Source organism: Microbacterium sp. USHLN186, assembly GCF_037145155.1.
GTDB lineage: Bacteria > Actinomycetota > Actinomycetes > Actinomycetales > Microbacteriaceae > Microbacterium.
This window is the reverse complement of the sequence record NZ_JBBCYA010000001.1, coordinates 652,120-673,804: the sequence shown is the minus strand read 5'-3', so window position 1 is coordinate 673,804 and position 21,685 is coordinate 652,120. Positions and strand designations below refer to the sequence as shown.

Here is a 21,685-nt window from a genome sequence, read left to right as displayed (position 1 = left end):
CGTCGGACTCGCTGTTCACCTCGGAGTCCGCTCGCATTAATCAGCACAACCTATGTTTGATGCGGCCGCGCGACCGCAAACACCAAACGGCCAATTCATTGTGTTGAGTCCACAATTTTGAGATAAGGTCGAGCGATAGCCGCTCGAAGACGAGAAAGGACCTACCCATGGTCGACATCCGGAAGAAGCGCTGGTCCCTGATCGGGATCACCGCCATCGCAGCAGTCGCTCTCACCGGCTGTGCCGGCGGGGAGCAGTCGTCCGGGGATGGTGCAGGCTCGGTCAAGGACGAGGGCGGAAAGCTCATCGTCTACACGAACTCCAACAGCGACGGCCGCGGTGAGTGGATCACTGAGCAGGCGGCCGACGCCGGCTTCGAAATCGAGATCGTCGGCCTCGGTGGGGCGGACCTCACCAACCGCATCATCGCCGAGAAGAACAACCCCGTCGGTGACGTGGTGTTCGGCCTGAACAACATGTTCTTCGAGCAGCTCAAGTCCGAGAAGGCGATCACGGCGTACGAGCCGGCCTGGAACGAAGAAGTGCCAGCTAACGCCGGGGACCCTGCCGACGGCGCCTTCTGGCCGCTGGTCGAGCAGGCCATCGTCACGGTCTACGACGAGAACCGCGTCGACAGCCCGCCGGCCGACCTGGAAGAGCTGTACACCGACAAGTCCTATGAGGGTCGCTACGAGGTGAACCCGGCGCTCGGACAAGCCACCCCGCAGCTGGTGCTGGCCAGCATCCTCACCGAGAACCTCGACAAGTCCGGTGACCTGGGCGTCAGCGACAAGGGCTGGGACCTCGTGAAGTCGTACTACGCCAACGGCTCCCCCGCCGTCGAGGGCACCGACCTCTACGCCCGCATCACCCGCGACGAGGTCGACTACGGCGTGCTGCCCTCCAGCGGCATCGAGGCGCGCGACGCCGAGTACGAGACGAAGACCGGCACCATCGTCCCTGATTACGGCGTGCCGTACGTGACTGAGCAGATCGCTCAGATCACCGGCACCGGCAACGAGAAGCAGGCCCAGGAGTTCATCGACTGGTTCGGCAGCGCCGAGGTGCAGGGCGACTTCGCGAAGGAGTTCAACGCTATGCCGGTGAACGAGAAGGCCGTCGAGAGCGCGAACCCCGAGGTCATCGAGCTCATGAAGTCGCTGCCGCGTCAGGACATCGATTTCGGCTTCGTCAGCGAGAACCTCGGTGCCTGGGTCGAGAAGGTCACCCTCGAGTACATCGGCTGATCAGCACGCTCATGATTCGATTCGAAGACGTCGAGGTCGCGTTCGGGGAGCACCGTGCGGTCTCTGACCTGAATCTGGAGATCCAGGAGGGTGAGTTCTTCACCCTCCTGGGCCCCTCCGGATGCGGCAAGACCACCGCCCTGCGCTCCCTCGCAGGGTTCATCCAGCCCACCGGGGGACGCATTCACATCGCCGGCCGCGACGTCACCCGCGTGCCGAGCGAGAAGCGCGACGTGGGCATGGTCTTCCAGAACTACGCGCTGTTCCCCAGCATGAATGTGCGCGACAACATCGCCTTCGGTCTCACCGTGCAGAAGGGCGACCAGAAGGTATCGAAGGCCGACCGGAACAAGCGCGTCGACGAGATCGCCGAGCGCACCGGGCTCGCCTCGAGCCAGCTCGACAAGAACGTGTCCGAGCTCTCGGGCGGGCAGCAGCAGCGCGTGGCGATCGCCCGCGCCCTGGTGCTCACCCCTCGCATCCTGCTGCTCGATGAGCCGCTGTCCAACCTGGATGCGAAGCTGCGCGTGCAGCTGCGCGAGCAGCTCAAGCAGCTGCAGCACGAGGTCGGAGTCACCACCGTCTACGTGACCCACGACCAGGAGGAGGCGCTGACCCTCAGCGACCGCATCGCCGTGCTCGACGCCGGTCGCCTGCAGCAGGTGGGCACGCCGGAGGAGATCTACGACCGCAGCGCCACCGCGTTCGTGTGCCGGTTCATCGGCGAGAGCAATCGACTCACTCCCGGCATCCTGAACAGAATCGCGGATGCCGGAATCGACCCGACTGCTGAGAGCTATGTGCGCCCGGAGAAGCTGGTCCTGGCCGACGACACCGACCCGAACCCGGCGCCGATGACGCTCGGCGGCCGCGTGATCGAGCGCACCTACCATGGCAGCCACAGCGTCTACGCGGTCGCCGTCGACGACGTGACCATGCACGTGAGCGTGACTGCTGCCGCCGCCGGGCGCCGCTGGAACGTTGGAGAAGACGTACTCATCGGCATCGATCCGGCGTGGATCCTTCAGTACCCGGCGGCCTGACGTGACCGACCCGAAGCTGACCCCTCCGCCGGGAGCGGCGACGACCGGCGAAGCCGGCGTGCTCATCGGCACCACGGCCGTCGATCACGCTGACGACCGGGCCGGCCGAAACCGTGACCGTCGCGGTGGTAGGGGTGGCCGTCCCGGCGGCATCCGCTCCATGCTCCGCTCGCCACTCGCGTGGGTGACAGGCCTCGCCGCCCTCTGGTTCGCCGCGGCGTTCCTCGTGCTGCCCAACGCCGCACTGCTAGGCACCACGTTCTTCCCCGACGGGCAGTTCAGCCTACGGGCCGTCGAGAAGCTGCTGGGCAGCGCCCGGGCGATGAAGACGCTCGGCAACAGCTTCCTGTTGGCGATCACTCTCTCGATCACGGTCAACGTCGTCGGAGTGTTCATCGTGCTGGTCACCCAGTACTTCCGGGTGCGTGGCGCGAAGCTGCTGTGGCTCGGCTTTGCCACGACGCTCATCTATGGCGGCATCGTGCTCGCGGCGGGCTACAACTTCATCTACGGCCGGTTCGGGTTCGTCACCAACCTGCTGGTGAACATCAACCCCGAGCTCGACCGCAACTGGTTCTCGGGCTACTTCGCCGTCGTCTTCGTGATGACCTTCGCGACCACCACGAACCACATGCTGTTCTTGTCGTCGTCGCTGGGCAAGGTCGACTACGCCTCGATCGAGGCCGCCAAGCTCATGGGCGCCTCGCCCTGGACGATCCTGCGGCGCATCGTGCTCCCGGTGATGAAGCCGATGCTGTTCGCGGTGACCGTGCTCACCTTCCTGATCGGCCTCGGCGCGCTGACGGCGCCACTGGTGCTCGGCGGGCCCGACTTCCAGACGGTCGCTCCGCTGATCATCGACCTCTCCCGCAGCCCGATCACCCGCGACATCGCTGCGCTGCTGGCGATCGTGCTCGGCATCGCCACCATCATCCTGCTGGTGATCATGAACCGCGCAGAGAAGTCGGGCGTCTACTTCTCCGTCGCCAAGGTCGCCACGCCGCTGCAGAAGCAGCCGATCGGGGGGCCCGTGGCGAGTGCGATGGTGCACATCATCGCGTACGCGCTGTGGGTGATCTATCTGATCCCCGTCGTGCTGATCGTGATCTTCTCGTTCGTGGATGCCCGCAGCATCCTGGCCGGATCGATCACGCTCGACAGCTTCACGCTCGAGAACTACATCACGGTGTTCACCAGTGCGTCGGCGCTGCGGCCGTTCATCGTCAGCGTCGTGTACAGCGCTCTGGCGGCGATCATCGTCGTCGGCGGTCTGCTGTTCGTGGCTCGGATGCTGCAGAAGTTCCGCAACCCGCTGACCAGCGCTCTCGAGTACGTGCTGCACATCCCGTGGATCCTGCCGATCGTGCTCATCGCGCTCGCCCTGGTGATGACCTTCGATCGCCAGCACGGCATCGTCGGCGGCGTGGTGCTGACCGGCACGCCGGTGCTGCTGCTGATCGCCTACATCAGCGTGAAGATCCCGTTCACGCTGCGCCTGCTGAAGGCTGGATTCGCGTCGGTGCCAGACTCGCTCGAGGATGCCGCGCGCATCCTCGGCGCTCGGTCGCTGACCACCTTCCGTCGAGTGCTCATCCCCCTCGTGCTGCCGACCGCCGCCGCGATCACGGCGCTGAACTTCAACAGCCTGCTCGATGACTACGACGCGGCGATCTTCCTGTACCACCCGCTGTTCAAGCCGCTCGGCGTCGCCATCCAAGAGAGCACGCGCGGCGAGAACAACCTTGACGCGATGCCGATCACGTTCGTGTACACCGTGCTGCTGATGATCATCATGGGTGTCACGATGTACCTCGTGTACGGACGCGGATCACGGGCGGGGTCGCCGCGCAAGCGGAAGGCGCGCTCGTGACCGGGACGGATGCGGGTCAGCAACCGCCCACGCTGCGCGTAACCATCAACGATGTGGCCACCGCTGCCGGAGTGTCCCGTGCGACCGCAACCCGCGCGCTGAAGGGCGAGGGGCGCTTCGCGCCCGAGACGCGCGACCGCATCGTCGAGACCGCCGAGCGGCTGGGGTATGTTCGCAACACCGCCGCCGCCGAACTCGCTGCCGGAAAGACCGGAACCGTGGGCCTCATGCTGCGCGATGCGAGCAACCCGGTGTACGGCCTGTTGTTCTCCCGCCTGCAGGACGAGGCGCACAGCCGCGGACTCGATCTCGTCACCGTCACGATCGGCGAAGACCAGCGCGGCGCGAGGCAGGTCGGCGCGCTGCACCGGCTGCTGGGCATGCGAGTCGCGGGCCTCATCGTCGCCACGGGTGGCGTGAGCACCGCCCAGCTCGAGCCGTTCGCCGACCAAGTGCCGATCCTGCGAGCCGGTCGGATAGAGCCCGAGGGCCGCATCCACTCCGTGCACTATGACGAAGCGACTCACGGGCATCTACTGGCGTCTCACGTGCTGGGACTCGGGCATCGGCGGGTCGTGGTGCTGGCGGCGAGCGCTGATGCCTCGTACCCCGAGCACCTGCGAGCCGCGGCGATGCAGGCGACGTTGAGCGCGGCGGATGCCCAGCTGACGGTACTCTCCGTCGGCGCAGGACCTGAGGAGGGCCTGGCCGAAGCGCTGGATGCAGTACGCGCCGGCGCCACGGCCGTGATGTGCGCATCCGACAGTCGCCAACTCGCGTTCATGCGGGCTGCGCGCGCATCGGGGCTGGACGTGCCCGCCGACGTGAGCGTGAGCGGATGCGATGGCATCCTGCCCGGGGCCGACCTGCTGGGGCTCACCACCGTGCGGATACCCGTGGAAGAGGTCGCCGCGGCGGCCGTGGACACCATGCAGAAGCTGCTCACCTCCGACGGTTCAGATGCCGGGATCGGCACCGTTCACCGAGGCTTCGCCGGCCCACTGATCCCCGGATCGACCGTCGCGGCTCCGACCGCCGATTGAGACACACTCGTTTCGCTTTCCGTTCGCCGACCAGGAAGAGACATGATCCTCACCGAGCACCCCCGCCCGTCGCACGTCTTCGTGCATATCTCCGACACGCACCTTCCTGCGGAGCGGTCGCCCCTGTACGGCAGCGGAGCGGATGCCGACTCGAACCTGACGCTGATGCTCGAGCGGCTGGTGTCGTCGGGGCTGAAGCCGGACGCCCTGCTGCTGACCGGCGACCTCGTAGACCGCGGCGACCCGTCGGCGTACCGGCGGCTGCGCCCGATGGTGGAGGAGGCGGCCGCTGCGCTGGAGTGCGAGGTGGTCTGGGCGATGGGCAACCACGATGACCGCGCGGCCATGCGGGCGGAGCTCGCGTTGGCCGGGTCGGGCGCGGAACCCGTAACCGAGGTTCGCTGGTTCGGCGGGCTCCGGGCGATCGTGCTGGATTCGACCGCGCCGGGCGCGCACTGGGGAGAGATCGACAAGGCGCAGCTGTCGTGGCTGATTGCGGAATTGTCGACGCCCGCGCCGCTCGGCACGCTGCTGCTCATCCATCACCCGCCGTTGCCGACCGTGCTCGATCTGGCGGTGACGGTGGAGCTCCGAGGTCAGTCGGCACTGGCTGCGGTGCTGGCCGGGTCGGATGTGCGGGCGATCCTCTCGGGCCACGTGCACCATCCGTCGTTCGGCACGTTCGCCGGTATCCCGGTGGCCGTGGCGTCGTCGAGCGCGTACGGGCAAGATCTCGCGCAGCCGATAGGCGCGACGCGAGGGCAGGACGCTGCGCAGGGCTACAACCTCGTGCACGTCTACGCCGAGACGATCGTGCACTCGGTGGTATCGCTGGAGCGCGGGACGGATGTCGGCGAGCCCGTCGCGGCGGACGAGGTCGGGCGCCGGATCGGCGCAGCGGGGATCGGCTGGCGCGAGGCCTGATCGGTGCTTAGACCGCTGGGCAGGTCGGGCGATCACGACAGCGGATGCCGAAAGCAGCGCGGTCACGCGGGGTCCGGGACGGCCGGAATCCCCAACGCGTCAGTTCCCGTACATCGACGGCACATGGTGTGCGGTGAACTCCGCGAGTTCGCGCACCAGCGCGCGGATCTCGTCCCCGGCGTAGTGCGTGCGCTCCCAGCTGGCGTAGAGCGCCGCCGTCATCGGCTCCCCGCGATGGCGCAACGGGCGCGACACCAGGCCGAAACGCTGCGGCTCCACCACGACACAGGGCACATTCCGCACAGCCGAGCGCGCCTGGATGATGGGCGCGTCTGCGCCGAATCCCGCCAGCTCGAGCGACCAGCCCTCGCCCTCCGCGACGTGCTGGATCTTCGCCCATGCCGCCGACCCTCGTCCTGAGGTGAGGAAGGAACCGGCGAGCAAGTCGCGCAGTTCGACGTGATCGGCACCCGCAAGCGGATGCGATTCAGGCATCTGGCACAGCAACGGCAGTGTCATCACGCGGACGCCGCTCAGGCGCTCGGGTGGCGGGTTGGTCGTCACCGCGAGGTCAGCCCCGATCCGCAGCCGGTCGTGTGCGTCCGCAGGGCTCGCGATCATGACATCCGAGATGCCACCACCGCTTGCAATGAAGGGTGCGAGGATCAGCACGCTTGTCATCTCGGGGGCAGCCGCGATGAACGAACGCTGATCTGTGACGATCCCGGTCATCACCTCGCGAGCGCGGCGCCCGCGACGAACCAGGTCGCGCGCCATCGGCTCCAGGCGCTCGCCGACATATGTGGCCACCATGCCGCTCGGCATCCGACGGAACAGCGGCGCGCCCACCTGCCGCTCGAGAGCGGCGATCTGTCGCGAGACGGTCAGCTGCGTGCGCAGCAGCCGTTCGGCGGCGATGCTGACCGAGCCGCTGTCGAGCACAGCGACGAACGCCTCGAGCTCACGCTCCCCGTACATACGCGATCCGCATACGGGCGCCCGGATTTCTCATTGGACGAGCATACCGACCAGCCGTAAGACTGGCCTGATCCCCGACATCCGGAACGATCTTCCGGCGACTTCACCCCGACTACCCGCACACAGAGAGGGCCAATGATGGCCATTTCGCACACTGAGATCTCCCCTGACCGGCAGCGCCGCTCGATGCTCGGCGCCTTCGTCGGCACCGCCATCGAGTGGTACGACTTCTACATCTTTGGCACCGCCGCCGCACTCGTCTTCGGCCGTGTCTTCTACCCCGAGGTCGCGCCCGGTGCTGCACTGCTCGCCTCGTTCGCCACCTTCTGGGTCGGCTTCCTCATGCGACCCGTCGGCGGGCTGGTGTTCGGCCACTTCGGCGACAAGCTCGGCCGCAAGAACGTGCTGGTCATCACCCTCATGCTGATGGGTCTCGCAACCACGGCGATCGGGCTGCTGCCCACGTTCGCCCAGATCGGCATGGCCGCGCCCATCCTGCTCGTCGTGCTGCGCGGTCTGCAGGGCTTCGCCGTCGGAGGCGAGTGGGGCGGCGCGGTGCTGCTCTCGACCGAGAACGCGCGCCCCGAGAAGAAGGGCCTCGTCGGCACGTGGGTGCAGCAGGGCTCTCCGGCAGGTTCTATCCTCGCCACTCTGATGTTCCTGCTGGTGGGCCTGCTACCCGACGAGCAGTTCATCTCGTGGGGGTGGCGCGTGCCGTTCCTGCTCTCCGCGATTCTCGTCGTGGTGGGCCTGATCATCCGGGTGAAGGTGGAGGAGTCACCCGACTTCGTCGCCGCGAAGCAGAAGCAGGAGGTCGTGAGCGCCCCGGTGCTCGTGGCCCTGCGCACGGCGCCCGTGCTGATCGGCCTCGGCGTGCTGGCATCCGTCATGGGCATCTCGACGGCGTACTTCTCGAACACGTTCCTGCTCGCCTGGACCACCGGCACGCTGGGCATCGAGCGGCAGCTGATGCTGAACATCCTGCTCGGCATGGCGGTGCTGCAGTTCATCTGGCAGCCGATCGCGGCGAAGATCGCTGAGCGCCTCGGCATCTCCCGCGTCATGATCGGCGGGCTCGTGCTGAGCATCGTGCTGACCGTGCCGTACTTCCTGGCGATCCAGGCGGCCTCGCCGCTATGGATCTCGGTGTTCCTTTACGCGACGATCCTCGGCAGCACCGCGTACTACGCGCTGCTCGCGACCTTCCTCGCCTCGGCGTTCCCCGCCCGCATCCGCTACTCGGGCGTCTCGCTGGCCTACCAGCTGTGCGCGACCGTGTTCGGCGGATCGACGCCGTTGATCGCGCAGTGGATCCTCAACAACAGCGGCGGCAGCGTCTGGGCGGTCGCGGTGTTCTACACCGCGATGATCGTCCTCACGATCGCCGGCGTGTGGGGACTGCAGCGTCAGATCACCCGACAGGTGCAGCGCGAGGTGGGGGTCTGACATGCGCATCGACACGATCTTCACCAACGCCCGCATCCGCACCCTCGACCCCGAGCGGCCTACCGCCCGCAGCATCGGCACGCTGAACGGACGCATCGTCGGCTTCGATGATGACCTGCACGGGGTCCAGACCGACCGTGTGGTCGACCTGGACGACCAGCCCGTGCTGCCCGGATTCCACGACGCGCACCACCACCTCTCGCTCACCGGGTTCCGCCTCGCGTCGCTGAACGTGCGCCCCTGGGCGGTGAACTCGCTCGCCGAGCTGTACGCCGCGGTTCGGGAGTACGCCGACGGGCTGGCTCCGGATGCCTGGGTGCGCGGCTCGGGCTACGACCAGAACTTCCTCGAGGGGCATCCCACCGCTGACGAGCTCGACCGGGCCGCCGGCGGCCGCCCGGTGATCCTCGAGCACGTGTCCGGCCACATGATCGTCGCCAACACGCGCGCGTTCGAGCTGGCCGGCTACCCCCGACGCGAGGGCTACCCCGACATCTCGGGCGGAGGCATCCCGCGCGACGCCGATGGGCGCCCGCTGGGGCTGCTGCAGGAGTCGGCGATGTCGCCCATCTACGCGCTGGTGCGGCCGATGGAGCTCGACGACGTGCAGCGCCATCTGCAGCTCGCCAGTGACGAGGCTCTGCGCTACGGACTCACCTCGGTCACCGAACCGGGCATCGGCGAGATCCGGATGCTCGGCAACAATCCGCTCGACTACCACGCGTACCAGACCGCGGTCGAGAAGCGGATGCTGCGCGTGCGCACCACCCTCATGCCGTACATCACCGTGCTGCACCCGTTCACCGCCCTGCCCGACAAAGAGGTGCTGGGGCTCGACCTCGGCATTCGGACCGGTCTCGGCGACGACATGCTGCGCGTCGGCCCGGTGAAGATCGTCGCCGACGGCTCGTTCATCGGCCGCTCGGCCGCGATGCATGCGTGCTTCCACGGCGAGTCCGACAACTTCGGCGTGCTGCTGCACGAGCCCGAGCAACTGCGCGACTACATCGTCGGCGCACACCGCGCCGGGTGGACCGTCGCCACGCACGCCATCGGCGACCGGGCGATCACGCATGTGCTCGACGCGATCGAAGAGGCGCAGCGCGTCGCCCCGCGCCCGGATGTGCGTCACCGCATCGAGCACTTCGCGCTGGCGAGCGACGACGACATCGCGCGCGCCGCGCGGCTCGGTGTGATCCCGGTGCCGCAGGGCGTGTTCCTCTCGGACTTCGGCGACGGTATGGCCGCCGCCGTCAGCGACGACCGTCGCGACGACATCTACCGCGTGAAGTCGCTGGCGGATGCCGGGATCGTGCTGAACGGATCGACCGACTCCCCCGTGTCCGACGCGAACCCGCTGGTCTCGCTGCGCGACATGGTGCTGCGCCGCACTGGGTCGGGTGCGGTGCTCGGCGAGCGCGAGCGGGTGAGCATCGACGAGGCCGTGCGGGCGTACACGTACGGCTCGGCGTACGCGGTGAGCCAGGAGGGGTCGAAGGGGATGCTGAAGACCGGCATGCTCGCCGACTTCATCGCCCTCAGCGACGACCTCTACGAGATCGCGCCGGAGCGGATCGCCGAGCAGCAGGTGACGACGACCGTGGTGGGTGGCGTGGTGGAGTTCGGCGACGTCGGCTGACGGATGCTTGCGTCGGCGGGCCTGTCGAAACGCCTACCCGCCGCGCTTTTCGGCCACGGTGGCCTGGCCCACCGCATCGTTCGGGTCGAGCGTCAGCCCGATGTCGGCGAGCACGATCCGCCCACTGAGTCGCGGCCCCTCGCCACGCGTGAGGCCGGCCTTGACCGCGCCGAACGTCACGGTCGTCGTCGCGGCGAGCACAGCCTCGTCGGCGGCGCCGGTGTCGGCGTTGAGTCCGCTGGGCAGGTCGACGGAGATGACGACGGCGGATGCCGAAAGCAGCCCGGTCACGGCCTCGCGAGCCTGCCCCCGCAGCGCGCCGCGCGCGCCGATGCCGAGGATGCCGTCGACGATGAGGTCGTAGGCGTCCGGATCGAGATCGGCGAGACGGATGCTGCGGGCGCCGGCGTCCGTCGCCGCCTGCAGCGCTTCTGTGTGGACGCGGTCGGAAGTGCACAGGATGTCGACGCGCGCTCCGCGGGCGGCGATGTCGGCGGCGGCGAACAGCGCGTCGCCACCGTTGTCGCCCGGGCCGGCGAGCACCAGCATCCGCTCGGGGTGGTGCTCGGCGATCACCTCGGCGAGCGCGGCCGCCGCACGACGCATCAGCGGCACACCGGCGGCGAGCAGCGGCACCTCCGCAGCGCGTACCTGCGCGGCGGTGAAGGTGGGGACGGTAGGGGTCATGCCGTCACGGTACTGCGGGGCGGCGGCGCGGCGACCTGTTGAATACCACGCGCTGGACGCTTCGCCAGATCGAGGACGCCGTGCCAACCGCTCGAACACCATCGGCGCCGCTTCTTGATGGCCGGCTTATCGCGTCGCACGACGGTTCCAGGATGCCCGGCGGTTCCGGCAATCGCTCGGCACGCAAACGGTCACTGAACACGGTGGTCAGTTCCGACCAAGCGCTCTCCCGTCGGTAGAGTTCACTTGCCCGGATCAAGGCGGCCGGCTAAGGGGAGCATTGTGAAACTACGTAACGTCTCAATCGATGGATTCCGATCAATTCGTTCGCTGAACAGTTTGAATCTAGGAACACCTACCATCCTCGCAGGGCACAATGATGCCGGCAAGAGCGCGATCATCGATGCAATCCTCATGTTGCTCGGAAGTTACAAGCCGACGATCGAGGACCTGGGAGCAGAGCGAACCAGGGCGGGATCGTGCGCGAGTCAGCGAGATGAGCGTGGTCGGCGACTTTGATCTGAACGACGCCGAGCGTGAGTTGTTCGGAACGGAGGTTCTGAGGCTGCGGAAGCGGACAATCGGTGGCGACTCTCCTGTCCTTCAAGTCGAAACGTTGGCCGCCGAGGATGCCCGCCTGCGCGACTACGCGGACCTCACTGTTCCTCAGTTGAAGGACCGCTTCGAAACCCTCGAACTCTCGCAGGCTGGCCTGAAGGTGAAGACAGACTACATCGCGCAACTGGACGCCGCAGCGTCCGCCGCGCCTCAAGTAGTTGTGTGGGCACGGGCAACTGCTCAGATGGAGAAGGCCCTGCCAGTCGGTAAACGTTTCGACGCCGCGGGAGCATACGACGTAGAGGATGCAATCCGCACCACTCTTCAGACCGCCTACAAGGCTCACCTGAACGACGATGAGCTTACCGGCACCGTGCGCACAATCGAGACTCAGATCGAGAAGAAGCTCGTCGGAGACATCGCCGCAATTCGTGATCACGTCAAGTCAAAGGTTGCCGACATCGGCGAGATCGACATTCAACCCGTCGTCAGCTTCGGTAGCGCGAACGGGCTGAAGGCCACCACAATCACCATCACGAATCAGGCAGGCGATGGCGTCAACCTCCGACTGTCGGGGGCGGGGCGGGGCGGGCTCGGCGCATCACCCTTGCGGTGTGGGAGTTCACCTCCCTGCTTCTGGCGGAGTCAGGCCAAGACGTTGTGCTTCTCTACGACGAGCCAGATACTCACCTTGATTACGCACACCAGCGCGAGCTAACTCAGCTCATCCACGACCAGGCCGCACTCGCCAACGTCACCGTCGTCGTCGCCCTCATTCTATGAATATGATCGACGGCGCTGACATTGCGAACGTTGTCCACATCCGGACGATCACGGCCCCTTGGCAGATGAGGATGCAGTCGTGTGGAGGCGGCTACTTCGCGGAAAGCACGAGCTCGATGCGGGCGACAATCGCGTCCACATCCTCGTGTTCCCAGAAGCGAAGGACACGCCAGCCCAAGTCGGCGAGAGCTCGATCAGTGTCTCGATCTCGTTCGACGTTACGTGCCAGCTTCGGCCCCCAGTAATGCGAGTTCGCTTTCGGGGCTGTTGCGTGTGTCGGGCAGCTGTGCCAGAAACACCCGTCGATGAAGACCGCCACGCGAACCCGAGTGAAGACGATATCGGCGCGCACTCGCAACGGCGGGGCCAAGCGGAAGTCCACTCGGTATCGCCAACCGCGAGCATGGAGCCGGCGGCGAACCGACAGCTCGGGCCGTGTGTCGCGACGACGGTTCGCGCGCATCGTGCGTCGAGAGTTCTCGCTGGATGCCCAGCTTGTCGCCATGCGCCGAAACTACCACTCTGCAGGATTCCGCGGCAGGGCTAGGACGGGGACGACATCGAGCTTGGAGCGCGACCGTATCGGCCCGCGGGAAGGATGCCCAGAAAGCAATTCGATCTCGATAGAGTCGCGTAGCGGAGACAACAGCGGAGGATTCGTATGGCCCACCATGACTACTGGTTCGTTACACGACCCCACAGGAAGCTCATTCGAGTACCGAAGTCGCTTGCGGCATTCTCCGGCGTGGCAGCCGGCATGCGCTGGAACGGAAACGCCGAGTTGCAGATGGCCTACGAAAACCGCTTAGAGGCACTCGATCTGAAGCGTCCTGGGGAGCACACCGAGCGTGCCCGCGGACGAGGCGGCAGCGGTGGGCGCACTCACGCGCAAATGCTGTACGCCCTAGGCCTGTTCTTCTTTCACCGAGATTCGGAGGAGTCAGATGAAGAGGTGCACCTGACTCTCGCCGGTCAATCGCTAGTCGATCAGGAAGACGCGTTGCCTGTGCTGAGGAAGCAGGTCCTCGGCTTCCAATTCCCTTCGGCTTACAGTGTGGCGAAACCTGTGGACGTCGACCGTCGATTCCGGTTGCGCCCCTTCGTTCTGCTACTGCGTCTTCTCTCAGATTCTCGCCTCGGCGGTTATGTCACCGATGAAGAGATCGCTGCTTGCGTGCTCGGCTACGCAACGCGCCATTCAGCACGCCAAGCCACCGCAGTTGCTGACCGCGTTCTGGACTTCCGGGCTCGTGGCATTGAGTCACTCGAGGGCGACTTCGCCGACCGGTTCGGCGCCGGTAAATCCGCCGAGCAACTGATCCGAACCACCCTGAAAGACGTAGCAAACACCTTCGCCCAATGGCTGAGATACACCGGGTACGCGACCGAGAGCAACGGCGTGGACTTTGGCCGACCTGACGTCAAGACGGTCACCGCCCTCAATACGGATCTGATGCACGACATCGAAGCGCAGGTCGCTGAATGGTCGACGAAACCCCTCCTCGCCATGAATGAGGGTACGGGTACGGCATACGACGCGTCACGCGCGGCCGAGGCGTATCAGCGCACCTACGGTGTAAAGGCCGGTGCTACAAAGGACCAACGTCAGATCAGCGCCGTTCGTCGCACGAGCACGAACGATCGAACGATCGGACTGATCTCAGCTGCACTCTCCCATTTGTACGCCACGACTATCGTGACCGAGCCGACGGCCGCGGTGGTCGACGCGATAGTCACCCACACAGGCCTCGATCGCGAGATTGTCCGAACGGGAGTCTCCCAGCTGATTGCCACGCCACGCGCTGGACTTGGACAGTTCTTGGATCGCTACCAGCAGATGGCCTTCTCCGGAACTGAAGAAGCGATCGCTTTCGAGAAGGCGACAGCTGAGGTGATGCGTACTGTTTTCAACCTCGAGGCGGCGCACGTGGGCCAAGGCGGGCGCGTACCCGATGTGGAGGTGAGGTCTGCTAGCTGGGTTGGGATAGTCGACACGAAAGCGTACGCCGCTTACGCCCTCGAGTCCGACCATCAATTGCGGATGCAGACCAGCTACATCCCCGCATATCAGGGGTTGCACCTGCCGCTTGGCTTCTTTCTCTATATCGCGGGGGGATTTGCGCCGAGTTTCACGCCGAACCTGCGAAAGATCTCGGCAGCTACGGGCGTGCCCGGGGCAGGTATTGCGATTCACCCGTGGCTCGACCTGATCGATACCTATCTCGACAGCGGTCTCGATCACGAAGACCTTCTGCGTCTCTGGACTTCGAACCGCGAGATCACTCCCGCAGATATCGCCAGCCTTGTGGGTGATGTCAGCTAGCGGCCTGGTCAGCGCCAACGCTGAGGTCGTCGACTCTGCGCGGAGGCACTGATCCGAGAAGGTTCGGTTCGACACTTGGGTAGCTAACGCCCGCTAGTGAGCTGAATAGCGCCCGAAAGACAACCCGTGCTCCATCGACAGGAACAGCCATGCCGATCTGCTTGCGGACCTGCTCCTTGGTTCCTTCGAAAATGTAGTCATCTGGGAAAGTTTGGATGCGGGCGCGCTCGCGATTGGTAAGAGCTCGATTCTCTTCGTAGTGATACACGTGCGTTCCCCCACCACCCGAACCAGTCACAGTGTATGACGGCTTATCGGCTTGAAGGCGGCGGTAGATCTGGCTGATCTTCGCTCCTTGCACGTTCAGTTGCAAATGGGCAGGCAGGTCTGCGGTAAAGGCGTTCTGCCCCGGCTTGATATAGGAGAGGCGCTCTACAACGGTAGGCGTCTGTCGGGTCCTCTCCTGATGAGTCGCATCGGCCGGGATATTGCTGAGCGCCGTACGCACGGTGTTATCGACGTGCGCATAGGGCTCCGGGGATGGAACGCGGAAGTTCACGTCGAGGTCGTTGCGGATCCCGACGATGATGATCCTGTGGCGGCGCTGAGGCACTCCATACTCTTCGAACTTATAGAGGTGCGGATACAGCGTGTACCCCCCGTACTCAGAGCCCCCAGCGTTCTGTAGGCGGTCCAGGATCATCTCGAATGCAAGTCCGTCGTTGCTGTTCCTCAACCCACCGACGTTCTCAGCGAAGAACCATTTGGGGCTGTAGTAATCAAGGACCTTAGCCCCGTACTCATACAGTGGCCCGAACGTTCCATCAATGCCCCTCTGCTCACCGACCACGCTGAAATCGTTGCAGGGGAAGCCGAAGGCGAAGCCATCAACATCGGACAGCTCACCCTCGATGTCGAGCTCGCGAATATCCCCATGGATCACGTCCGCTTCGGGGAAGTTCGCCTTATACGTTCGGACGGTCGCGGCGTCGTAGTCGTTTGCCCAAACGTGTCTGATGTCGACATCGACACCTTGCAGCTTCAGGTCCGCGACAGCAAGGTCGAGTCCCTTCGCAATCCCCCCGGGTCCGCAGAACAGCTCGCCGATGCGATACTCAGCCATGTGAACTCTCCTCAAGATTGACGGCACTTCGGGGGTAGTTTCGAAACACTACACAGACCCTCAGACATAGGGGTCGCAACTTGCAGCTGCTCATTGCAGCTTACCCCAGTTCGATCGGAAAAGCAGCCTCGTGAACAGGCTGAGCTCGTGCCGTCGCCGACCAGTCTCTCATTGGATGGTCGCTGTCCCGGGAGCAATCGCCGCCCTCCTGCTACGTTCTCCCACATGCCGTCCCCCGCAACGCTGCAGGCCCTCCGCGACTTCGCCGTCGAACGCGACTAGGACCAGTTCCACTCGCCTGAGAATCTCGCGAAGTCGATTTCGATCGAAGCGGCCGAGCTGCTTGAGCTGTTCCAGTGGGGCCAGACGCCCGACCAGACACGCGTAGAAGAAGAACTTGCCGACGTGCTCACCTACTGTTTTCAGATGGCGGCACGGCACGGCGTCGACGTCGACATCGACGAGATCGTGATGCGCAAGCTCGAGCAGACCCGTGCGAAGTATCCGGTTGAGCTGTCCAAGGGCCGCATCACCAAGTACACGGACCTGCACCCGTGACGGAGTTCAGCATCGAGCGGCTGCCCTTCGAACGTCAGCGTGTCGACGCGTGGGCGCACAGCGATGCGCAGCACACCGACTGGCCGGTCGTTTACGTGCTCGACAGCTCAAGCGACAGCAAGAAGCTCTACGTCGGTGAGACGGTGAATGCGGCATCCCGAATGCGGCAGCATCTCGCCAGCTCGAAGAAGGACGAAGGTCTCGAGTCGATCCGCGTCGTCATCGGCGAGCGCTTCAACAAGTCCGTCTGCCTCGACCTCGAGTCGCACCTGATCCGCTGGTTTCACGGTGACGGTCAGTACAGCATCCTGAACAGCAACGACGGACTCAGCGACGCGCGCTACTACGACCGCGACATCTATCGCGAGTCGTTCCGCGATGTCTTCGAGGCGCTGCGCGCCGAAGGCCTGTTCAGCCGCAGCATCCCGCGGATCGAGAACAGCGACCTATTCAAGCTCTCGCCGTTCAAGGCGCTCACCGACGATCAGGCCATCGCGATCGAAGACATCGTCGAGGGCCTGCTGGCCGATCTGCAGCATCCGGATGCCCGCTCGACCCTCGTCGTGCAGGGCGACCCCGGCACCGGCAAGACGATCATCGCCATCTTCTTGATGAAGCTGCTCGCCGACATCCGCGACTATCAAGACAACGACGACGTGGAGCCCGACTCAATGTTCGCCGAGTTCTTCACTCCCGAGAACCGAGAGCTGCTGCGCGATCTGAAGATGGCGCTGGTCATCCCGCAGCAGTCGCTGCGACAATCTGTGCGGCAGGTGTTCAAGAAGACGCCGAAGCTCGATCCGGCGATGGTGCTCACGCCGTTTCAGGTCGGGGAGTCGGATGCCATGTTCGACCTGATCCTCGTCGACGAGACGCACCGGCTGAATCAGCGCGCGAATCAGGCATCCGGTGTGCAGAACAAGAAGTTCCGCGAGATCAAGAGAAGCTGTTCCCCTTGGGATGATCCGTCGCGCACGCAGCTCGACTCCGATCAAGGGGCGCAGCCGTCACCGGATGCTGCTCATCGATGGCGCGCAGAGCGTGCGGCCGCACGACCTCGCGCCGGCAACGTCGAGGAGGAGCTTCGGGACGCCAAAGATTCTCACCGCCATTTCAGGCTGACCACCCAGATGCGCGTGCGTGCCGGCGTGGACTACGTCGAGTACATCCGGGCGCTTATGCGCGGCGCGCATCCGCAGCGCCCGGACCTCGGCGACTACGACCTGCGCTTCTTCGACGACCTCGGTGAGATGCGTCGCGCGATCTGTGCCCGCGATCGCGAGGTTGGCCTGCGAGTCGCCCTCAGTCATTACTGAGCGCCCTGCTTAGATCGGTGACATCACCGGTGGTCGTCAGCCTGGGTTCTCCCCAAATCGTCGCTATCCTCGGAACATCATGAGCCAGCCCAAATTGAAGCCGATCGAAGCTGGCGAGGTCCAGCTCGGAAAACTCTTCACTGCAGAGTACGACTTCGCTATCCCCGACTATCAACGCCCCTACTCGTGGGGAAGCGATGAGACCCTCCAGCTTCTGGACGACCTGCAGGGTTCGCTGGATAGCGACACGGACGAGCCGTATTTCCTGGGCTCCATAGTGTTGGTCAAGGAGAAGGGCCAGCCGGCCGCGGAGGTGATTGATGGGCAGCAGCGCCTGACCACTCTGACAATTCTCCTCGCGGTGCTCCGCGACCTCGCCACCGATGCCAGCCTCCGGAACGACATCCACCGGTTCATTGAAGAACCCGAAGTGCTTTGGGATAGCCGACCGGCCAGGGCCCGCCTGCGACTGCGCGAGCGCGACGCGAAATTTTTCCGCGAACACATTCAGACCATCGGACGAATCAAGACGCTCGTTGAGCTGAGCGACAACCAGACCACAACCGACGCACAGCGTGCTATTCGCGACAATTCTGCCGCCCTGTACAGTCGACTCTCAGCACTGACCGAGGCTGAGCGAACGAAGTTGTTTGTGATGATGGCGTCTCGGACGTTCATAGTTGTCGTCAGCACCCCCGACCTCAACAGCGCATATCGGATCTTCAGCGTGATGAATGCGCGCGGCCTCCCATTGACCCCTCCCGACATTTTCAAGTCGCAGATCATCGGCGCGATCGCAGAAACCGACCGCGCGGACTACGCAGACCTGTGGGAAGACCTCGAGGAAGATCTTGGCCGGGACGAGTTCGGGGACCTGTTCCTGTATATCCGAATGATCGTGTCTAAGGCGCGCGCTGTGCGAGGCCTGCTCACAGAGTTCCCGGAGCAGGTGCTTAACGCGTACCTTCCCGCAAACGGTAAAGGTTTCGTGGATGACGTCCTAGAGCCGTATGCTCTCGCCGATCAACGGCTTGTCAACCAGGATTTTGACGCTGGGGGCGTCTGGGACAAGGTCAACGATTGGCTCAAACGGCTCAGCCAGCTGGACAACGACGATTGGCGCCCTGTCGCACTCTGGGCCCTCAAGAACCACAGAGACGATGGAGCGTTCCTGGACCAGTTCTTGCGCAAGCTCGAGCGATTGGCGGCGAGCTTTCTCCTCCGACGCGTCTACACCACACCGCGTGTGCAGCGGTATCTCGATCTACTCAAGCAACTTGACGATGGCGAGGGGCTGGCATCTTCCGCGTTCGAGCTCTCAGAAGAAGAGAAGGCAGAGACCAAGTCGCGACTGGGTGGCGAGATCTACCTTGTCAATCCCGTCCGAAAGTACGTTCTGCTTAGACTCGATTCACTGATTGCAGCAAACCCGGGTGCTACCTATGCTCACAAGGTGATCACCGTAGAGCACGTGTTGCCGCAGAATCCCAAGGCTGAAAGCCAGTGGATAAGTGACTTCACCGATGAGCAGCGGCTTGATTGGACGCACAAACTCGGCAACCTCGTCCTGCTCAACCGAACGAAGAACAGCGAGGCGCAGAACTACGACTTCGACGTCAAGAAGGCCAAGTACTTCACGAGCACCAAGGGGGCCGCGCTGTTCGCTCTCACGACCCAGGTTCTCGGGTATGAATCTTGGACGCCCGATGTTGTGGAGAAGCGGCAAGGAGAGCTTTTGCAGAGACTAATCGAGGAGTGGGATCTGAGTTAGCGCGTCAACAGCGCTGAGATTCTAAGCAGAAGCCCTGGCGCACCCGAGCGAGTTGCGGACGGCCGACCATGGTGAGCGACGGGTTGCTGGTCGCGGATGGGGATGCTTCCTGACGGCTGTCCCTCGACAGACAATGTGCCGCGCGGCCGGACGAACGATTGCTAGGCCGACAGAGGCCCCCCTGGGCGTGACGCAACAACCACGCTCATCGACCTAGGCCACGGTCACCCCTCGCCGGCGTCCAGCGCGCGACGAGAACTCGCGGCCTCGATGCCGTCGAGCGTCTCGGCGTCGCGCCGGATGCGGACCGTCTTGCGATACGACCGGCGGATCTCGCGCCTCACGAGATCGGCGAGGTGCCGCCACGGCTCTGCCGTCACCATCAACCAGGCGTGCTCGGCGCCCCACGCGAGATCCTCCGCCACCTCGAGTGCCACATGCGCGATGCCGGGCGCATCGAGCATCGCACCGACCTCGGCGAGCAGGCGGCGCTCGACGGCGGGCACGATCCGGCGCATCGCCTGGCGGCGGAACGCAGCGCGCCACTCGTCGTCGACGGAGGCGCCGCGGTCGAAGAGCCCTCCCGAGCGCAAGGCGGAGAAGAAGGTGCGGAGCTGGTCGTTGCTCCAGTCGGCTTCGGACATGGCTGTCTCCTGTCGTGATGAACGATGACAAGAAGAGCCGCCGCGGCCCTGATCAGGACTGCGGCGTCTCTTGCCTCGATAGCTCACGACGGGCGGATGCCATGGGACCGACCGTACCGACGACGACGGACATCGGCAAGCGAAGTCGTCGCGCCTGGGCATCTGCTCTGCCATCCGCAGCGGCGACCAGACGGCACCGGATGTCAGACCCCATACGTACGCTGTCGCCATGACCCGGTACCGCCTGCGCGTCGCCCTCGTCGACAGCGAACCCGAGATCTGGCGCGAGTTCGACATCGACGGGCGGATGCCCCTTCGCATGCTGCACATCGCCCTGCAGACGATCGTCGGCTGGCGCGAATCGCATCTGCACGCATTCACCGACACCGATCCCGACCAGCCGTCCACGCAGGGGCGGCGCTGGGAGTCGCCGGACTTCGCGGCTGAGAGCAGAGCGCTGTCGGAAGACGCGGCCACCGTCGATCAGGTGCTCTCGAATCTCGGCACCCTCTGGTACGAGTACGACTTCGGCGACGGGTGGGTGCACCGCCTCGACGTCGTCGAACGCCAGCCGGATTCCCCTCTGCTCGCACCCGTCGTGCTGCTCGACGGCGCGAATCGCGGGCCGTTCGAAGACGCCGGCGGCATCGCCGGATACCGGGACAAGCTCGCCGCGCTGGCCGACCCGCAGCATCCGGAGCACCGCGAAATCAGCGACTGGGTGCGCGCGACAGTCGGCCCCTGGGCGCCTCTCTCGCCGGGCGCGTTCGACCTGGTCGGTGCGCAGAGTGAGCTGAACCTGATGTTCAACCCGCAGGGGTCGGGGCTCTCGCCGTACGACATGTCGGGCCTGGTGAAGAGCGACGAGCTGCGCCGCCCGGGCGACGTCACCGACGAGTCGCCGATCGTCGAGCTGGCGGCGCAGCTGCCGCCGCCGATTCGGTCTGAGCTGCGTCAGCACCTGCACCTCACCCACGTACTCGAGCCGCTGGAGGTCGATGACGAGACCGCGGCGCGCATCGTGCGACCCTTCGCCTGGCTGATGGATGCCGTCGGACCCGACGGCCTCGCCCTCACTGCGGCGGGATGGATGCCACCCACCACCGTCCTCGCCGGCATGACCGAGCTGGATCTGCTCGACGACTGGATCGGCGCCGGCAACCGGGAAGACCTCACGCCGCCGATCTCCGAGCTGCGCGGCGCTGCTCAACGCCTGGGACTGATGCGTGTGCACAAGGGGCGCCTGCTGCTCAGTGCCGCGGCGAAGAAGGCCCTGGGAGACGCTCGCGCGCAGCTGCAGCTGATCACGCGTGGCGTGTACCGCAAGCTCAGCGATGCCGAGTCTGACGCGGCGACTCTACTGCTGCTCGCCGTCGCCGACGGCACGCCGCCCGGCGAACGCTGGCGCGCCATCGCCTTCGGCCTGGAGATATGCGGCTGGCAGTCGTCGACCCGGCTCGCGTTCACCGAACCGCAGATCGAGTACGTCGTCTTCAGTGCGCAGCGGGTGCTCGATCTGATCTCGAGGTCACTGCTGCGTCGAGGCGGCGACGAGGCGGACCTCCGCCTGTTCGCGAAGCTCGCGCTGCACTGACCGCATGCGCGCAACCAGGCAACGAGGTCACACGAACTGGAACCCCGTCGGGGGTCGCTCTCAATCGCGTTTCGAGCACGGGTCTGGTTCGGCGACGCGGAGGCTTCCGGCGTCGCCGACCTGCGTTATGACAACTGA

Annotated in this window: 18 protein-coding genes and 1 pseudogene; 14 read left to right on the top strand and 5 right to left on the bottom strand. The window is 65.1% G+C overall.

Features of this window, described 5'->3' with window-relative positions:
• The first annotated feature begins 167 nt into the window (after positions 1 to 167).
• The 5 genes from WFG93_RS03145 to WFG93_RS03125 all read left to right on the top strand — a co-directional run bounded on the left by WFG93_RS03145 (position 168) and on the right by WFG93_RS03125 (position 6,127).
• A complete protein-coding gene (locus WFG93_RS03145) occupies positions 168 to 1,247 on the top strand; it encodes an extracellular solute-binding protein (RefSeq protein ID WP_336644858.1) in 1,080 nt (359 codons plus the stop codon).
• An 11-nt stretch (positions 1,248 to 1,258) separates the two neighbouring features.
• Positions 1,259 to 2,290, top strand: coding sequence for an ABC transporter ATP-binding protein (locus WFG93_RS03140; protein WP_336644857.1), 1,032 nt, complete (start codon positions 1,259 to 1,261; stop codon positions 2,288 to 2,290).
• A 160-nt stretch (positions 2,291 to 2,450) separates the two neighbouring features.
• A complete protein-coding gene (locus WFG93_RS03135) occupies positions 2,451 to 4,160 on the top strand; it encodes an ABC transporter permease (protein ID WP_442928227.1) in 1,710 nt (569 codons plus the stop codon).
• A complete protein-coding gene (locus tag WFG93_RS03130) occupies positions 4,157 to 5,203 on the top strand; it encodes a LacI family DNA-binding transcriptional regulator (protein ID WP_336644855.1) in 1,047 nt (348 codons plus the stop codon). The genes WFG93_RS03135 and WFG93_RS03130 overlap by 4 nt, the downstream gene beginning before the upstream one ends.
• Before the next feature lie 42 nt (positions 5,204 to 5,245).
• Positions 5,246 to 6,127 (top strand): metallophosphoesterase, encoded by an 882-nt coding sequence (locus tag WFG93_RS03125; RefSeq protein WP_336644854.1) that lies wholly within the window; start codon positions 5,246 to 5,248, stop codon positions 6,125 to 6,127.
• 99 nt (positions 6,128 to 6,226) lie between these two features.
• On the opposite strand, the gene WFG93_RS03120 is transcribed toward WFG93_RS03125, so the two are convergent.
• Complete coding sequence (locus tag WFG93_RS03120) at positions 6,227 to 7,105, bottom strand: LysR family transcriptional regulator (protein ID WP_336644853.1); 879 nt, start codon at positions 7,103 to 7,105, stop codon at positions 6,227 to 6,229.
• 138 nt (positions 7,106 to 7,243) lie between these two features.
• Between WFG93_RS03120 and WFG93_RS03115 the strand changes: the two genes are divergently transcribed.
• Entirely contained in the window at positions 7,244 to 8,551 is a 1,308-nt protein-coding gene (locus WFG93_RS03115) for an MFS transporter (RefSeq protein WP_336644852.1), read from the top strand.
• A 1-nt stretch (position 8,552) separates the two neighbouring features.
• Positions 8,553 to 10,190, top strand: coding sequence for an amidohydrolase (locus WFG93_RS03110; protein WP_336644851.1), 1,638 nt, complete (start codon positions 8,553 to 8,555; stop codon positions 10,188 to 10,190).
• A 33-nt stretch (positions 10,191 to 10,223) separates the two neighbouring features.
• Here the strand turns inward: WFG93_RS03110 and WFG93_RS03105 are convergent, their stop codons facing one another.
• Positions 10,224 to 10,877, bottom strand: coding sequence for an NAD(P)H-hydrate epimerase (locus WFG93_RS03105; RefSeq protein ID WP_336644850.1), 654 nt, complete (start codon positions 10,875 to 10,877; stop codon positions 10,224 to 10,226).
• 282 nt (positions 10,878 to 11,159) lie between these two features.
• On the opposite strand from WFG93_RS03105, the gene WFG93_RS13975 reads away from it, so the two are divergent.
• Both WFG93_RS13975 and WFG93_RS03100 read left to right on the top strand, forming a co-directional pair.
• Positions 11,160 to 11,396 (top strand): AAA family ATPase, encoded by a 237-nt coding sequence (locus WFG93_RS13975; protein ID WP_442928222.1) that lies wholly within the window; start codon positions 11,160 to 11,162, stop codon positions 11,394 to 11,396.
• On the top strand, positions 11,374 to 12,153 hold the full coding sequence (locus WFG93_RS03100) for a hypothetical protein (RefSeq protein ID WP_336644849.1): 780 nt from the start codon (positions 11,374 to 11,376) through the stop codon (positions 12,151 to 12,153). The genes WFG93_RS13975 and WFG93_RS03100 overlap by 23 nt, the downstream gene beginning before the upstream one ends.
• A 156-nt stretch (positions 12,154 to 12,309) precedes the next feature.
• Here WFG93_RS03100 and WFG93_RS03095 read toward each other — a convergent pair whose 3' ends face one another.
• Positions 12,310 to 12,723: a very short patch repair endonuclease gene (locus tag WFG93_RS03095; RefSeq protein WP_336644848.1), complete on the bottom strand. Its 414-nt coding sequence runs from the start codon at positions 12,721 to 12,723 to the stop codon at positions 12,310 to 12,312.
• Between the two features lie 156 nt (positions 12,724 to 12,879).
• Between WFG93_RS03095 and WFG93_RS03090 the strand changes: the two genes are divergently transcribed.
• The gene (locus WFG93_RS03090; protein WP_336644847.1) at positions 12,880 to 14,541 is read left to right on the top strand and encodes a hypothetical protein; all 1,662 of its coding nucleotides are present in this window, start codon (positions 12,880 to 12,882) and stop codon (positions 14,539 to 14,541) included.
• Here the strand turns inward: WFG93_RS03090 and WFG93_RS03085 are convergent.
• The gene (locus WFG93_RS03085; protein ID WP_336644846.1) at positions 14,534 to 15,664 is read right to left on the bottom strand and encodes a DNA cytosine methyltransferase; all 1,131 of its coding nucleotides are present in this window, start codon (positions 15,662 to 15,664) and stop codon (positions 14,534 to 14,536) included. The two genes, WFG93_RS03090 and WFG93_RS03085, sit on opposite strands and share 8 nt — an antisense overlap.
• Positions 15,665 to 15,970: 306 nt before the next feature.
• Here WFG93_RS03085 and WFG93_RS03080 point away from each other — a divergent pair.
• The 3 genes and pseudogenes from WFG93_RS03080 to WFG93_RS03070 all read left to right on the top strand — a co-directional run.
• Positions 15,971 to 16,222: pseudogene (locus WFG93_RS03080) on the top strand (MazG-like family protein); the annotation flags it as partial.
• A complete protein-coding gene (locus tag WFG93_RS03075) occupies positions 16,219 to 17,538 on the top strand; it encodes a DUF2075 domain-containing protein (protein ID WP_336644845.1) in 1,320 nt (439 codons plus the stop codon). The pseudogene WFG93_RS03080 and the gene WFG93_RS03075, both read left to right, overlap by 4 nt.
• Before the next feature lie 79 nt (positions 17,539 to 17,617).
• Positions 17,618 to 19,309 carry a DUF262 domain-containing protein gene (locus tag WFG93_RS03070; protein ID WP_336644844.1) on the top strand — a complete coding sequence of 564 codons (1,692 nt, stop codon included), beginning with the start codon at positions 17,618 to 17,620 and terminating at the stop codon, positions 19,307 to 19,309.
• A gap of 224 nt (positions 19,310 to 19,533) precedes the next feature.
• Here the strand turns inward: WFG93_RS03070 and WFG93_RS03065 are convergent, their stop codons facing one another.
• Entirely contained in the window at positions 19,534 to 19,953 is a 420-nt protein-coding gene (locus WFG93_RS03065) for a hypothetical protein (RefSeq protein ID WP_336644843.1), read from the bottom strand.
• Between the two features lie 229 nt (positions 19,954 to 20,182).
• On the opposite strand from WFG93_RS03065, the gene WFG93_RS03060 reads away from it, so the two are divergent.
• A complete protein-coding gene (locus WFG93_RS03060; protein ID WP_336644842.1) occupies positions 20,183 to 21,547 on the top strand; it encodes a plasmid pRiA4b ORF-3 family protein in 1,365 nt (454 codons plus the stop codon).
• Positions 21,548 to 21,685: the final 138 nt, after the last annotated feature.